We start from the raw sequence: 15,544 nt of genomic DNA on the forward strand, positions 1-15,544 counted from the left end.
GCGATAAGACAGGCTCGGGCGGCGGCTTTCAAGTCAATCCTGCATCGGCGGCCACGGGCGCACGGTGTCGGCGTCGATCCAGGCCTTCACCCACTCGGGCGCGGGCGGCGACACCTCGTCGACGCCCAGCTCGCGGATCACCTGCGCGGGCGGCACGATCCCGTTCTTGCCGGTCACCGCCGAGCGATAGACGATATGGCTCGTGCACTCGCCCTTCCTGTTCCACATCGACTGCTCGATATAGAAGAACTTGTCGTCCCAATATGCCCCGCGCGAGTGCATCTCGACCGTCTGGAACGTTCTGACCCGGCGGCGATAGCGCACGCTGGCCCCCGCCATGGTCAGGCCCCAGCGCTTGCGCTTGAGCACATCGACAAGCCCCACGCGATAGGCCATCGGGATGCGGCCGAGATCATACAGCGTCAGCGTGCGGCCGTTGTTCAGCTCCATCCAGATGTCGATATCCCACGGCAGGCACATGTGATGCGACACATGCGTGTCGAATATCGTAAGGCGTGGCGCCTTGCGGTATTTCCAAATCTGCCAGAACATCCGGATGAACGGGTACATGGGCCTTGGCCTCCTGCGCTTTTGGCACCGACCTCTGCCCGCCGCACCCCTGCGTCAACCGGAACCTCGCGTCAGACTTGCGATTCAGGGGCGGCCCGCTTAGGTGTTGATCGATTGCATTCAAGGAAGGTGCCGATGACGTCGATTATTCAGATCCTGTTTCTGCTGCTGGATATCCTGTGGTTCTTCATCATCGCCCACGTGATCATGAGCTGGCTGATCAGTTTCCAGGTTCTGAACCTGCACCAACAGCTCGTCGCCCAGATCTGGGACATGCTCAATCGCATCCTCGAGCCGATCTACCGGCCGATCCGCAAGATCCTTCCGCCGATGTCGGGCATCGACCTCGCCCCGCTGGTGGCGCTGATCGGAGTGTATGCGATCCGGATCATCCTGGCGAACAACGCGGCGGCGTTTTACTGAGCCGGGACTTGTTTACCGAATCTTAGTGTGAAAAGGTTCTGCCTAAGAGCAGACCAATAAAATTCTACGGGCCTTTTCATGCACAGCGCTGCCACGCTTCTGCACGATGTCTTCGGATTCCAGACCTTCCGGCCGGGGCAGGAAGAGATCGTTCACACCGTCGCCGAGGGCCAGAACACGCTGGCCATCATGCCCACGGGGGGCGGTAAATCCCTGTGCTACCAACTGCCTGCGCTTTTGCGCGAGGGCGTCACCGTCGTCATCTCCCCCCTTATCGCGCTGATGCGTGACCAGGTGCGTGCATTGCGCGCCGCGGGGGTCGAGGCCGGGGCGCTCACCTCCGGCAATACCGAGGAGGAAACCCGCGCCGTGTGGGAGGCGCTGGAGGAAGGCCGCCTCAAGCTCCTCTACATCGCGCCCGAACGCCTCGCCGCCGGCTCCTCGATGGGGATGCTCCGCCGCATCGGCGTTTCCCTCATCGCGGTCGACGAGGCCCACTGCGTCTCGCAATGGGGCCACGATTTCCGCCCCGATTACCTCCGCATCGGTGAACTCCGCCGCGCCCTCGACGTGCCGCTGGCCGCCTTCACCGCCACTGCCGATGCCGAGACGCAGGACGAGATCGTTCAGAAGCTCTTCGACGGCCAGACGCCCCAGACCTTCCTGCGCGGCTTCGACCGGCCCAACATCCACCTCGCCTTCGCCGAGAAGGACCGACCGCGACAGCAGGTCACCGCCTTCGTCGCCGCCCGCAAGGGGCAGTCGGGCATCGTCTATTGCGGCACCCGCGCCAAGACCGAAACGCTGGCCAGGGCCCTGCGCGACGATGGACACAACGCCTGCCATTACCACGGCGGGATGGACGCGGAAGACCGCCGCCATGTCGAACACCGCTTCAGCACCGAGGACGGGCTCATCGTCGTCGCCACCGTCGCCTTCGGCATGGGAGTCGACAAACCCGATATCCGCTGGGTCGTCCATGCCGATCTGCCCAAATCCATCGAAGCCTATTACCAGGAAATCGGCCGCGCCGGCCGCGATGGCGCGCCGGCCGAAAACCTCACGCTGTTCGGCGCTGACGACATCCGTCTCCGCCGAAGCCAGATCGACGAAGGCCTCGCCCCGCCCGAACGCCGCCTCGCCGACCACGCCCGCCTCAACGCGCTGCTTGGTCTGGCAGAGGCGCTGGAATGCCGCCGCACCACCCTGCTTGGCTATTTCGGCGAAGAGGCACAAGGCTGCGGCAATTGCGACCTCTGCGACCGCCCGCCCGAAACCTTCGACGCCACCGAAGCCGTGCAAAAGGCTCTCTCCGCCGCGCTGCGCACCGGGGAATATTTCGGCGCCGGCCACCTGATCGACGTGCTGACGGGGAACGAAACCGAAAAGGTTCGCGCCCGCGGCCATGACGACCTGCCCACCTTCGGCGTCGGCCGCGATATCGACCGCCGCGGCTGGCAGGCGATCTTCCGGCAGATGATGGGCCACGACCTCGTGCGCCCCGACCCCGAACGCCACGGCGCGCTGCGCATCACCGAGGCCGCGCACCCCGTCCTGCGCGGCGAACAGGCCATCACCCTCCGCCGCGACACGATGCAGAAGACCCCCCGCCGCCCCGCCGCCAAGGCGCTGGTGTCCGAGGAGGATGCGCCGCTGCTGTCCGCCCTCAAGGCCAAGCGCCGCGCACTGGCCGAGGCGGCGAAAATGCCCGCCTATATCGTCTTCAACGACCGCACGCTCATCGAGATGGCCGAACGCCGCCCGCAGAGCATGGACGACATGGCCCGCATCAGCGGCGTCGGCGCCAAGAAGCTCGAACAATACGGCGCCGCCTTTCTCGAGGTGATCCGGGGCGAGGCCGAGGCCATGCACCCGACCCGCCGCAAACTCGCCGGGCGCGAGGCGGGCGAGCTTTACGACCGCCTTCTCGCCGTGCAGGCCGATCTGGCCCGTGGCGAAACCGGCACCGACAAGCCGCTCAGCTGCTCCTCCTCGCTTCTGGCACGCGTCGCCTCGGCCCGGCCCGGCACGTTGCAGGACATGGCCCGCCTGCTGGGCGAGAAACGATCCGACCGTTTCGGCGCGGCGTTTCTGGACGTTCTGCAAATGGCGGACTAAGTCACCGGCAACGGATATTCACCTGGGGGACAAACATGCTGGTGGTGCTCTCGCCCGCAAAGAAGCTCGACATGTCGGAGGTGGACACCACCGCCACCGACCCGCAATTCGCAGACGACGCCAAGGCGCTCGCCAAGACGGCCCGTGGCCTGACGCAGAAAGACCTGCAAAAGCTCATGGGCATCAGCGAAAACCTCGCCAAGCTCAACGCCGACCGGTTCAAGGCTTTCGGCACGATGGAGAGCAAGCCCGCTGCGCTGGCCTTTGCCGGTGACACCTATACCGGGCTCGAGGCCGCCTCGCTGGACCCAGAGGAAATGGACTATGCCCAGGATCACCTGCGCATCCTTTCCGGCCTTTACGGCCTCCTCCGCCCTCGCGACGCCATCGAGCCCTACCGCCTCGAAATGGGCAGCCGCCTGAAAACCCGGCGCGGCAAGTCGCTTTACGATTACTGGGGCGACCGCATCGCCAAGGCCCTCAACGAACAGGCCGAGACCCTCGGCACCGACACGCTGGTGAACTGCGCCAGCCAGGAGTATTTCGGCGCCGTCAAACCCGACGCACTGAACCTCCGCGTCATCACCCCGGTCTTCATGGAGGAAAAGCCCGACGGCCCCAAGGTCGTCAGCTTCTTCGCCAAGCAGGCGCGCGGCGCCATGGCCCGCTTCATCGTCCAGAACCGGCTGACCGATCCCGACAGCCTGACCGATTTCGACACCGGCGGCTACCGCCACCGCCCCGACCTGACGGAGCCGGACAAGCCCGCCTTCGTCCGCCCTCAGGACGCCGCCTGAACTCCGGCCGCCGGCGGGCGCACCCCCGCCGGGCAGGCCGCAACGATCTCCTTTGAAATGGCGTCCTTGCTCAGGGGCTTGGTCAGGTAGCGGTCAAGCCCGGCGGCGAGGATCTCGGCCTCGTCTCCGCCCATGGCATGGGCCGTCATCGCCACGATCGGCACGTGCCGGCCGGTGCCCACCTCGGCCTCGCGAATGCACCGCGTGGCGGCTTCCCGTCCATTTCCGGCATGGAAATGTCCATGAATATCAAATCCGGGGCGAAATTCCGGAAAATCGCCACCGCCTCTGCCCCGTTCTCGGCAAAGCGCAGGTCGATATCCAGCGCCGCCACCATCTTGGAAAAGACCAGCCGGTTGGTCTTGTTGTCCTCCGCGGCCAGCACGCGCATCGCCCGGCCCGCGCCACCGCCGGGCCGGAGCCCGGCCGCAAACCCGCGCATCGCCGCGAAGAAATCGCTCCGCCGCAAGGGTGTGGGCAGCACGCCCTGCACGTGCCGCCGCCCCGGGTCCTGCTCCGCCACGGCCGGGTCGGCACTCATCACCAGCACCGGAAGCTGCATGCCCGTCGCCCGCATCGCCTCGGCCAGTTCGAGCCCGTCCATCTCGGGCATCGTGTGCGCCGTCATCACCAGGTCCACGGCGCGGGGCAGAAGCGCCAGCGCCTCTGCCCCGCTTGCCGCGCTCACCACCGACAGCCCGAGCGCCGCCATCTGCCGCGACAGGACGGCCCGCCGCACATCCTGCGGATCGACGACCAGCACCGTGCGCAGCCCGTCCGGCAAGCGCACGTCGTCCGCCTCCAGCGTCTCGGCGGCGGGCAGGTTGATCTTGAATCCGAAGGTCGAGCCGACGCCTTCCCGGGAGTCGACCCAGATCCGCCCGCCCATCATCCCGATCAGCTGTTTCGAAATCGCCAGCCCCAGCCCCGAGCCCTCGAACTTGCGGTTCCGCGCCTCGTCGACCTGGTTGAACTCTCCGAAGATGTGCTTCGCCTTGTCCTCGGGGATGCCGATGCCGGTATCCTCGATACTGACATGCAGCTCGGTCACGCCGGCCCCCTGCACCCCCGTCGCCCGCACGATCACATAGCCCGCCTCGGTGAACTTCACCGCGTTGCCGATCAGGTTGGTCAGAACCTGCCTGATCCGCCCCGGGTCGCCCACGAAGCGACCGGGCAGGAACATGTCATACTCCACCAGCAGCTCGACTCCCTTGTCGCGACAGTTCACCTGCATCAGCGTGACCAGTTCGTAGATGCACCGCTCGAGATCGAACGGCTCTTCGTGCAGGTCAAGCTTGCCCGCCTCGATCTTGGAATAATCCAGCACGTCGTTGATGATCACCAGAAGCGCCTCGCCCGAGCTCTTGATCGTGTCCGCGAAGAGGCGCTGCTCGTCGTTCAGCGCGGTGTCGATCAACAGCTCCGACATGCCGACGATCCCGTTCATCGGCGTCCTGATCTCGTGGCTCATATTGGCCAGGAAGGACGACTTCGCCTTGCTCGCCGCCTCGGCCGCCCGCTGCGCCGCCTTCAGCTGCTCCTCGTAGCGCACCGTCTCGGTGATGTTGAGCGCAAGGCTCACCACGTCGCCGCCATGCCCGCGCTGGTCGATCAGCTTGATGGACTCGCCGTTCCATAGCCGTATGACCACTGGTTCAGGGTCCGGGCTCTGCCACCGGTCTAGCATCGCCTCGCGCCACTCCACCGGCCGCCGGTCGCCGATATCGACAATCCCCTCTTCCGTCGCGATCTGCAGGATCTCGACATAGGCAATGCCCGGCTGCACCTCCTCCAGCCCCTCGAACACCGACAGCCACGCCTTGTTCGCCGCGATCATACGGCCATCCACGTCGAAAAAGGCGAACCCGTCCTGGATCGTCTGGATCGAATGCCACAACCGCCGCTCGGCGATCTGGATCTTCTGGTTGGCGGCGCTCAGGTCGGATTTCACCCGCGCATTCTCGTCGCGCACGGTCTGAACTTCGGCGCGGGTCTCGAAAATCTCCTCGGTCAACGCCAGCGCGTGCCGCCCCAGCTTGCGGTTCGCGGCATGCAGCTCGGCCTGTTTCTGCTCCAGCAGCCGCTCGGCCGCCAGCCTTGCACGGCGTTCTTCGGCCAGTTTGTTGGCAAGGCTCATCGCCCGATCTCCGCAAGCCCACGTTCAGGTGTGGCCTTCACAATCCGTTACCCGCGTAAACAACGCGTTAACCCTTGGCCGCCGAAGCGTTGGAATCGTTGTGAAATGAGAATGCTCGTGGCACGATACGCCAACTTTGGTCGGGAGGGCCCCATGCTCCGTTTCATTTCATCAGTCATTCTCTTCGGTCTCATCGCCATTCAGGCCACAGCCCAGGGCACCGTTCCCGAACGGCGAGAGGTCATCACCCTCGACACCGATTTCTACGGCGCCGACCTGCAGCCGCTTTTCGACACCACGCGCACGGCCTGCCGCACCGCCTGTTTCGCCGATGCCGATTGCCGGGCCTACACGTTCAACTCCCGCTCCAACGCCTGTTTCCCGAAAAGCGCGGTGCAAGACACGCAAGCGTATGAAGGCGCGGTCTCGGCCCGCATCCTGAACACCGAGGCCGCCGTTCTGTCGCAGGAAGACGCCCGAACCGAAGACCTCGGCTTCCTCTCGCAGGGCGACTTCAACAACGCCCGCGACCAGGCCATCGGCCTCTCCTGGCGCCACCCGGGCGGCCAATACGAGACACCCGCCATGCTCTCGGCCGCGCAACAGCGGCTCTCCGACAACGATTTCCTCAATGCCATGCGCTGGACAGGCGCCATCGTCGCCGCCACCGACGCGCCCGACCAATGGGTCGAATACGCCCGCCTCTCGCTGCTGATCCAGACCGACAAGACTTCGGAACAGCGCCAGAACGCCACCCGCGCCTTCGAGGCCTCGGTCAACGCCTACCTGCGCGCACAGGCCGATCCGGTGCGTATCAACGCGCTTCTCACCATGGCCCCGGCGCTGGAAAAGATCGGCCGCGGGCGCGACATGGTTCATGCGCTGCGGCTTGCCGAAAGCATCCAGCCGCGTGACGATGTGCTGTCAGAGCTGGAAAGCGCCGTGGCCAAGTACGGCTTCCGCATCACCGAGCATCGCTCCGACAACGAAAGCGCCAGCCCGCGCATCTGCGCCGAATTCTCCGAAGACCTGATCCAGGCCGGCACCGATTACACGCCTTACGTCCGCCTGCCCGATGCCGGGCTTGTGGTGCAGGCCGAGGAGCGCCAGCTTTGCATCGACGGTGTTCAGCACGGCGAGCGCTACCGCGTCACCTTCCGCAAGGGCCTGCCCGCCGCCAGCGGCGAGGAGCTTCTGAAAGACGTCGAGATCACGCTCTATGTCCGCGACCGCTCGCCCAAGGTGGCCTTCCCGGGTCGCAACTACGTGCTGCCCAAGGCCGCCGACACCGCGCTGCCGCTGGAAACCGTCAACCTTGACGAGGTCGACCTGATCCTCCGCCGGGTCAGCGACCGCAATCTCCTGCGCGCCATCCAGGACGATTATTTCGCCCGACCGCTCAGCTATTACGCCGATCGCCGGTTCTCGGACGATATTGCCGAGGACATCTGGCAAGGCACTGGCGAGGTGCAGAACGAGCTGAACCAGACGATGACCACCCGCCTTCCCATGGGCGAGGTGCTCGCCGATCAGCCGCCGGGCATCTACACGTTGACCGCCCGCGTGCCGGGCGTTGACCTCTACGACGATGCCGGGGCGACCCAATGGTTCGTCCTGACCGATCTCGGGCTTACGACTTTGAAAGGCACCGACGGCCTGCACGTCTTCGTGCGCGGTCTCAGCGATGCGGCTGCCGAGGAAGGCGTCACCCTCACCCTCCTCTCCCGCAGCAACCGCGAGTTGGGCACGCTGCAAACCGATGCAAACGGCCACGCCCTCTTCGCCCCCGGCCTGACTCGCGGCACCGATGGCGCGGCCCCCGCGATGGTGCTGGCGAAACAGGGCGAGGATGACCTCGCCTTTCTCTCCCTGACCGACCCGGCCTTCGACCTCTCCGACCGTGGTGTCGAGGGGCGGCAGCCCGCCCCGCCGGTCGACGTGTTCCTCGCCACCGATCGCGGCGCCTATCGCGCGGGCGAGGTGATCCATGCCACCGCGCTCGCCCGCGACAGCGGCGCGGAAGCTGTGCAGGGCCTGCCCCTCACCGCCATCCTCAAGCGCCCCGACGGCGTGGAATATTCCCGCCACCTCTCGGCCGAGGATTCCGCCGGCGGCCATGTCTTCACCATGCCCGTTTCGCAATCCGCCCCGCGCGGCGCCTGGACCCTCGACATCAAGGCCGACCCCGACGCCGAAACGCTCGCCAGCCAGACCATCCTCGTCGAGGATTTCCTGCCCGAGCGTATCGACTTCACCCTCTCCCTGCCCGAGGGCGAGATCCGCCCCGGCGACAAGCCTTCCCTCACCATCGACGCCAAGTACCTCTTCGGCGCCCCCGGTGCGGGCCTCAAGTCGAACGGCACCGTCACCCTGCGGCCCAAACGGTCGCTCGAGGCGTTCCCCGGCTACGAATTCGGCCGCCATGACGAACAGGTCAACGCCCGCTCCGGCTATATCGACGGCGGCACCACCGGCCCCGACGGCATCCTCGTCACCCCCGTCGAGATGCCCGAAACCTCCGTCACCGACCGCCCGTTCGAGGCGTCCGTGCGCATCTCCGTCCGCGAAGGCTCGGGCCGCCCGGTCGAGCGCGAAACCAAGCGCATGCTCGCCCCCGCCGGCCCGATGATCGGCCTCAAGCCCGCCTTCGACGGCGTCGTCGCCGAAGGCACCGACGCCAGTTTCCAGGTCATCTCGCTGGGCGCCGACCTCTCGCCCACGCCGATGCAGGTGACATGGACGATGAACCGCGTCGAAACCCGCTACCAATGGTACCAGGACTACGGCTCGTGGAACTGGGAACCGGTCACCACCCGCAGCCGCGTCGCCACCGGCGAGGCCACGCTGGGCGGCGACCCGGTCACCGTCTCCGCCCCCGTCGAATGGGGCCAGTACGAGCTGGTCGTGGAACGGACAGACGGCACCTACGTCGCCGCCTCCTCCGACTTCTACGCCGGCTGGTACGCACCCGCCGACGCCTCCAGCACGCCCGACACGCTGGAACTGTCCCTCGACCAGCCCGGCTACCGCTCGGGTGACACGGCCCAACTCCGCATCGTGCCCCGCTATGCCGGCACGGCCCTCATCACCGTCATGTCGAACCACGTGATCGACATGCAGGCGGTCGAAGTCACCGAGGGCGAGAACACCATCCCCCTTCCCGTGACCGACGAATGGGGCGCCGGCGCCTATGTCACGGCCCAGGTCATCCGCCCGATGAACGTCGCCGCCGGCCACAACCCGGCCCGCTCCCTCGGCCTGTCCTATGCCAAGATCGAACCGGGCGACCGCCAGCTTGACGTCTCCATCGACGCGCCCGACATGTCCGACCCGCGCGGCCCGCTCGACGTCACCGTGAACGTCGACGGCATCGGCGACGGCGACACCGCCTACGTCACCCTCGCGGCGGTCGACCTCGGCATCCTCAACCTCACCGGCTTCGAAAGCCCCGACCCCTCCGGTCATTACTTCGGCCAGCGCCGCCTCGGCGTCGAGATCCGCGACCTCTATGGGCGCCTGATCGACGGCATGAACGGCGCCCAGGGGCAGGTCCGCTCCGGCGGCGACGCCTCGAACAGCCAGTTCGACTCGCCCCCGCCGCAGGACGAGCTTGTCGCCTATTTCTCCGGCCCCCTCACCATCGGCCCGGATGGCACGGCACAGGCCACGTTCGACATCCCCGATTTCAACGGCACCGTCCGCCTGATGGCGGTGGCATGGTCCCCCCGCGCCGTGGGGCAGGCCGAGCGTGACGTCATCGTCCGCGACCCGGTCGTCGTCACCGCCTCGCTGCCCCGATTCCTGGCCCCCGGCGACCAGAGCCGCCTTCTGCTGGAGATCGTCCATGCCGACGGGCCCGCGGGCCGCATGGGCCTCGACGTCACCGCCGATGGGCTGACGCTGGGCGATGCCATCCCCTCCGGCTTCGACCTCGCCGAAGGCGAAAAAGCCACCTTCCGCCTGCCGGTCACGGCCGGCGAGGTGGGCGATTACGACCTCCGCGTCGCCCTCACCACGCCCGACGGCCAGCAACTGACCAAGTCGCTGAAACTCGGCGTCCGCTCCAACGACCCCGAGATTGCCGAAACCCGCCGCCTCTCCCTCGCGCCCGGCAACAGCTTCACCCTCAATGAGGATGTCTTCGCCGAGCTCAAACCCGGCACAGGCAGCGCCATCCTCTCCGCCGGCCCATTGGCGAAGATGAACGCCCCGCAACTCCTGACTGCGCTCGACCGCTACCCCTATGGCTGCACCGAGCAGGTCACGTCACAGGCCATGCCGCTCCTCTATTTCAACGCGGTGGCCGAGGCGCTGGGGTTGGGCGAGCAGGACCGCATCGACACCCGCATCGAGCAATCCGTCACCCGCGTCCTTGCCCGCCAGTCCACCGGCGGCGGCTTCGGCCTCTGGTACCCGGACTCGGGCGATTTCTGGCTCGACGCCTATGTCACCGACTTCCTCTCCCGCGCCAAATCGAAAGGGCATGACGTGCCGCAACAGGCCTTCGCCATGGCGATGGACAACCTGCGCAACCGCGTCAACTACGCCCCCGATTTCGACGAGGGCGGCGAAGACGTGGCCTATGCACTCATGGTCCTCGCCCGCGAAGGCGCGGCGCGCATGGGCGATTTGCGCTACTACGCCGACGTGAAATCCGAGGCCTTCGCAACCCCGCTGGCCCTGGCCCAGCTCGGCTCGGCGCTGGCCTCCTACGGCGACCAGACCCGCGCCGACCGCATGTTCGCCCTCGCCGTGCGCCGCGTCGTGGGCCAGTCGGGCGACGAGGGCCATGTCTGGCGGGCCGATTACGGCACCCGCCTGCGCGACCGCGCGGGCCTGCTGGCGCTGGCCGTCGAGGCAGGCAGCAACGTGGTCGACGCCTCGGCCCTGGCCGACACCCTGTCCGACGTCGGCCCCAACATGTCGACCCAGGAACAGGCCTGGACCCTTCTGGCCACGCAGGCCCTGATCGACGATCCGTCGCTCGCCGGCCTCACCCTCAACGGCGAACCGGTCTCGGGCCCGCTGGTGCAGAAGGTGAGCGCCGAGATGTTCACCGATCAGACCATCGCCAACACCGGCGACCGCCCCGTCGACATCACGCTCACCACCATCGGCGTGCCCACCGTCGCGCCCGAGCCCGGCGGCTACGGCTATGCCATCGAGCGCCGCTATTACGACCTCGACGGCAACGCCGTCACCCTCGACAGCGTCGAAACCGGCACCCGCCTCGTCACCGTCATCAAGGTCACGCCCTTCGAGAAGGGCGAAGCCCGCCTGATGGTCGACGACCCGCTGCCCGCCGGCCTCGAGATCGACAACCCCAACCTGCTGCGCTCGGGCGATATCCGCGCGCTCGACTGGCTCAACCCCGCCAGCGCACGCTACACCGAGTTCCGCTCCGACCGGTTCCTCGCCGCGGTCGACTGGCGTTCGGACAAGCCGTTCGAGCTGGCCTATATCGTCCGCGCGGTCTCTCCGGGCCGCTACCACCACCCGGCGGTCTCGGTCGAGGACATGTACCGCCCGCAATACCGGGCGCATTCCGCCACCGGGCAGATGCGCGTGACCGAGTGACGGAACGCGTCGTCGCCACCGCCCACTGGCGCGCCCTCGACCGCGCCGGAGAGGACAAGTGCCGCCTCAGCCACGCCGCTCACGGCTGGCTGCTGGTGGGTCACGCCCGGTTCCGCGACGAGGGCGGCTTTGCGGCGCTCGACTACGTGGTGCGCTGCGACGAACAATGGCACACGCTCAGCGCCGATATCGCGGGGGTCCATGACGACCGCGAGGTGCGGCTGCATGCGCTGCGCGACAACGGCAGCTGGCTGCTGAACGAGGCCGAGCAGCCCGGCCTCGACGGCGTGGCCGATATCGACCTGTCCTTCACGCCGGCCACCAACCTCATGCCGCTGCGCCGCCTGCTCGAAGGGCGCGACACCTCGCTTCAAACCTCCGCGGCCTGGCTGCGCTACCCCGAGCCCGCCCTCACCCGGCTCGACCAGACCTACGCCCGCACCGGCCAGCCCGACGTTATGTCCTACTTCGCGGATCAGACCGACTTCGCCACCCAGCTAAGTTTCGATCAGACCGGCTTCGTCACCCTCTACCCCGAGCTTTGGGAAGGCGAGGTCACCCATGAGGGCTGACCGCCTCCTCCTTGCGCTCGCGCTCGTGCTTTTTACCGCAGGCTTGGGCCGTGACACGTTCGACCGCTGGGTCGATGCCACCCAACTGCCCGTGCTGGTCACCGAAACCTCGACCGAAATGCGCGACCGCAACGGCGACCTCCTTCGCCTCTACACCGTGGAAGACGGCCGCTGGCGCCTGTCGGTCGGCCCCGATGCCGTCGACCGCCGCTATATCGACATGCTCATCGGCTACGAGGACAAGCGTTTCTTCCAGCACGCCGGCGTCGACCCCCGCGCCATACTCCGCGCGGTGGGGCAGGCGCTCTGGCACGGCGAGGTTGTCTCCGGCGGCTCCACCCTTACCATGCAGGCCGCCCGCCTGCTCGAAGACAGCGGCACCGGCCAGCTTTCCGGCAAGCTCCGCCAGATCCGCGTGGCCCTCGCCCTCGAACGGCGGCTTTCCAAGGACCGCATCCTCCAGATCTACCTCACCCGCGCACCCTTCGGCGGCAACCTCGAAGGCGTGCGCGCGGCGACGCTGGCCTATTTCGGCAAGGAACCGAAACGCCTGACAGCAGCCGAGGCCGCCCTCCTCGTGGCCCTTCCCCAATCACCCGAGGCCCGCCGCCCCGACCGCAACCGCCAAGCCGCCGGCGACGCCCGCGACCGCGTTCTCGAACGGCTCGGTGGCGCCGACATCCTCTCCGAAAGCGAGATCACAGCCGCCTATTCCGAACCCGTCCCCTTCGCCCGCAAACCCTTCCCGGCCCTCGCCCCCCACCTCACCGACCTTGCGCTCGCGGAAAGCCCCGTCGCCCCGCGCCACACGCTCACCCTCGACCGCACCCTGCAACAAAGCGTGGAATCCCTCGCCAAGGACAGCCTGCGCACCCTGCCCGAAGGTGTCTCCGTCGCCCTCGTCATCGCCGACCACCGCTCGGGCGAGATCCTCGCCTCCGTCGGCTCCGCCAGCTACGCCTCGGGCGACGGGCGGCAAGGCTATGTCGACATGACCCGCGCCCTGCGCTCGCCCGGCTCGACCCTGAAGCCGCTGGTCTACGCCATGGGCTTCGACCGTGGCCTCGCCCACCCCCAGACGCTCATCAACGACCGCCCCGTCGCCTTCGGCAGCTACGCCCCGCAGAACTTCGACGGCGCCTTCCGGGGCGAGCTTTCCGTCACCGACGCCCTGCGCCAGTCGCTCAACATCCCCGTCATCCTGCTTTTGAACGAGATCGGGCCCGCGCACCTCATGGACGCCCTGCGCAAATCCGGGCTCGCCCCCGAACTCCCCGGCGATCAGCCCGGCCTCGCCGTCGCCCTGGGCGGTGTCGGCGTCACCCTCACCGACCTTGTCCAACTCTACGCCATGCTCGCCAACGAGGGCCGAACCCGCCCTCTCCACTGGCACGACAGCCCGCCGACAACGCCCATCCACAACGTCATCAGCCGCTCCGCCGCATGGCAGGTCGGCGACATCCTCGCAGGCCTCACGCCGCCCCCCGGCGCACCGCGCGGGCGCATCGCCTACAAGACCGGCACCTCCTATGGCCATCGCGACGCATGGGCGGTGGGCTTCGACGGCGCACATGTCGCCGGCGTCTGGATCGGCCGTGCCGATGGCACGCCGGTGCCCGGCGCCTTCGGCGGCGACCTCGCGGCGCCCATCCTTTTCGAAGCCTTCCAGCGCCTCAAGCCCGAGGCCGACCCCCTGCCGCCGCCCCCGCCCGAAACCCTCATCGTCTCGACGGCCGAACTCCCCCAGCCCCTCAAGCGCTTCACCGGGCGCGAGGCCGTCTTCCGCCCCGACGAGGACGCGCCCAAGCTGGTCTTCCCGCCCTCCGGTGCGCGCCTGCCGGTCGACGGCATCGGCCTTGCCGTTAAGCTCCGCGATGGCACGCCGCCCTTCACCTGGATGGCCAACGGCGCCGCCGTCCTCACCGGCATCCACCGACGCGATACCGTGCTGAACGGGCTGTCGCGGGGCTACTCCACCCTCTCGGTGATCGACGCCGAGGGCCGCGCCGACAGGGTCACTGTCTGGATAGACTAGGAAACGGGCTGGGCAATCAACGCTCCATACGATCACGTATGGCGCTTATCCCTCGCCACCCCACAAGGCCCACATCGCGAACATCGGCTTGTCCGCCGTCCGCATCGCGTGGGTAATCCCCGGCTCGTTGTAAAGCGACCCGCCGACCCCCGGCGTGAACCAGCCGCTGTCCCCATGCCGGAACTCGCCCTCGCTCATCACCAGATAGGTTTCCTCCGGCGGGTGGGTGTGATCGGGGTAGCGCACGTGCGGCGCCAGCAGCGACACGCCCAGCCACACGTCGGAGCGCCGCTCAATGCCACCGGGGCCGACGATCATCGCGTTGGCATGGCCCTCGTTGATGTTCTCGCTCGCCGTCGACATGTCGCCACCGCGGGTCCGCCATTCCAGACGCGGCTCCAGCTGTCCGAACGCCTCGGCCACCTGCCGCAGGTCGGGCGCCTCGAACCGCTCCGGCGCGGCCACTTCGGCAAGCAGGGCACAGACCGGCAGCCGGCCACCGTCTTTCTTCGCCATCTCACCGGGCTCGGCCAGCGCGGCCCTGATCCTGGCCAACGACGCCTGCGCCTCCGGGTCCACCGCGTGCGCCTCGAACGCGTCGAGGCTGGCATCGAGAAAGCTCTGCAAATCATCCGGGCGGGCGGTCATGGCTGTCTCCTGAAGCTGGTCGCAAACGCGCTCAACCTTGGATGAAACCGACCCGGGGTCAATGCCTAAACCCCGCGCACCCCGTTCAGCGTCAGGTCGGCCACGACCCTCGCGTAATCCTCGCGCGCCTCGGGGCCGGCGCCGCTGTTCCACATGTAATACCAGTTCAGCATCCCGAAGACCGACATCGTCACCGAGCGCAGCTTGGCGCTGTCATCGCCCAACGCCTCGGGCGCGACGCCCTTCAGCACGTCGCCCACATAGACGACCATCTCGCGCTGATAGCCCCGCAGCACCGTTTGCTCCTCCGGCGGCAGACGGCCCACGCCATTCACCTGAACCCGGTGCTCGTAATCCGAGCCCTGGTAGGCCAGCAGGATTTCCCGCACCAGGGCGCGGACCCGCTCCTCCGGCGCCATCCCCTCAAGCTCGATGCTGCAGATCCGGTCACGCAGCCGCCGCAGGTAGGTCTCCAGGATATCGTATAGGATCGCGTCCTTGCCGTCGTAGTAGTGGTAGATATTCGCCTTCGAGATCCCGCAATCGCGCGCCAGCTGGGTCATCGACGCGCGGTCGAACCCCTCGGTCGCGAATACCTTCGCGGCCGAGGCCAGGATCTGCGCCCGCTTTTCGTCGTGGTCCTTGGCGATCGTCCGGGCCAAGC

The 15,544-nt window shown here is 67.5% G+C and carries 9 protein-coding genes and 1 pseudogene; 6 read left to right on the plus strand and 4 right to left on the minus strand.

Annotation, left to right across the window (positions count from 1 at the left end; translation table 11 throughout):
- Positions 1-33 precede the first annotated feature (33 nt).
- Positions 34-570 (minus strand): acyl-CoA thioesterase, encoded by a 537-nt coding sequence (locus RIdsm_RS24925; RefSeq protein ID WP_057812441.1) that lies wholly within the window; start codon positions 568-570, stop codon positions 34-36.
- Positions 571-705: 135 nt separating this feature from the next.
- On the opposite strand from RIdsm_RS24925, the gene RIdsm_RS24930 reads away from it, so the two are divergent.
- The 3 genes from RIdsm_RS24930 (at position 706) to yaaA (ending at position 3,908) form a co-directional block, all read left to right on the plus strand.
- Positions 706-993 carry a YggT family protein gene (locus RIdsm_RS24930; protein WP_057812439.1) on the plus strand — a complete coding sequence of 96 codons (288 nt, stop codon included), beginning with the start codon at positions 706-708 and terminating at the stop codon, positions 991-993.
- Positions 994-1,071: 78 nt separating this feature from the next.
- A complete protein-coding gene (recQ, locus tag RIdsm_RS24935) occupies positions 1,072-3,111 on the plus strand; it encodes a DNA helicase RecQ (protein WP_057812436.1) in 2,040 nt (679 codons plus the stop codon).
- A gap of 35 nt (positions 3,112-3,146) precedes the next feature.
- On the plus strand, positions 3,147-3,908 hold the full coding sequence (gene yaaA, locus RIdsm_RS24940) for a peroxide stress protein YaaA (protein WP_057812434.1): 762 nt from the start codon (positions 3,147-3,149) through the stop codon (positions 3,906-3,908).
- Here the strand turns inward: yaaA and RIdsm_RS24945 are convergent.
- Positions 3,893-6,048 (minus strand): annotated as a pseudogene (locus RIdsm_RS24945) (response regulator). The gene yaaA and the pseudogene RIdsm_RS24945 sit on opposite strands and share 16 nt — an antisense overlap.
- Positions 6,049-6,201: 153 nt before the next feature.
- Between RIdsm_RS24945 and RIdsm_RS24950 the strand changes: the two are divergent.
- The 3 genes from RIdsm_RS24950 to pbpC are packed head-to-tail and all read left to right on the plus strand — an operon-like array spanning position 6,202 to position 14,232.
- Entirely contained in the window at positions 6,202-11,625 is a 5,424-nt protein-coding gene (locus RIdsm_RS24950; protein ID WP_057812432.1) for an alpha-2-macroglobulin family protein, read from the plus strand.
- Positions 11,622-12,197, plus strand: a complete 576-nt coding sequence (locus RIdsm_RS24955) for a putative glycolipid-binding domain-containing protein (RefSeq protein WP_057812430.1) — start codon at positions 11,622-11,624, stop codon at positions 12,195-12,197. Before RIdsm_RS24950 ends, RIdsm_RS24955 begins: the two co-directional genes overlap by 4 nt.
- Positions 12,187-14,232, plus strand: a complete 2,046-nt coding sequence (pbpC, locus tag RIdsm_RS24960; RefSeq protein WP_057812428.1) for a penicillin-binding protein 1C — start codon at positions 12,187-12,189, stop codon at positions 14,230-14,232. Before RIdsm_RS24955 ends, pbpC begins: the two co-directional genes overlap by 11 nt.
- 45 nt (positions 14,233-14,277) lie before the next feature.
- Here the strand turns inward: pbpC and RIdsm_RS24965 are convergent, their stop codons facing one another.
- Positions 14,278-14,880, minus strand: a complete 603-nt coding sequence (locus RIdsm_RS24965) for a dimethylsulfonioproprionate lyase family protein (RefSeq protein WP_057812427.1) — start codon at positions 14,878-14,880, stop codon at positions 14,278-14,280.
- Positions 14,881-14,945: 65 nt separating this feature from the next.
- Positions 14,946-15,542 carry a TetR/AcrR family transcriptional regulator gene (locus RIdsm_RS24970; protein WP_057812425.1) on the minus strand — a complete coding sequence of 199 codons (597 nt, stop codon included), beginning with the start codon at positions 15,540-15,542 and terminating at the stop codon, positions 14,946-14,948.
- Between the last annotated feature and the right edge of the window lie 2 nt (positions 15,543-15,544).

This window comes from Roseovarius indicus (assembly GCF_008728195.1).
In the GTDB taxonomy this organism is placed as follows: Bacteria; Pseudomonadota; Alphaproteobacteria; order Rhodobacterales; family Rhodobacteraceae; genus Roseovarius; species Roseovarius indicus.

Coding starts and splice junctions, on each gene's coding strand:
- RIdsm_RS24950 (WP_057812432.1), top strand. CDS start 6,202: ATGCTCCGTTTCATTTCATCAGTCATTCTCTTCGGTCTCATCGCCATT.
- RIdsm_RS24965 (WP_057812427.1), bottom strand. CDS start 14,880: ATGACCGCCCGCCCGGATGATTTGCAGAGCTTTCTCGATGCCAGCCTC.
- RIdsm_RS24925 (WP_057812441.1), bottom strand. CDS start 570: ATGTACCCGTTCATCCGGATGTTCTGGCAGATTTGGAAATACCGCAAG.
- recQ (WP_057812436.1), top strand. CDS start 1,072: ATGCACAGCGCTGCCACGCTTCTGCACGATGTCTTCGGATTCCAGACC.
- pbpC (WP_057812428.1), top strand. CDS start 12,187: ATGAGGGCTGACCGCCTCCTCCTTGCGCTCGCGCTCGTGCTTTTTACC.
- yaaA (WP_057812434.1), top strand. CDS start 3,147: ATGCTGGTGGTGCTCTCGCCCGCAAAGAAGCTCGACATGTCGGAGGTG.
- RIdsm_RS24930 (WP_057812439.1), top strand. CDS start 706: ATGACGTCGATTATTCAGATCCTGTTTCTGCTGCTGGATATCCTGTGG.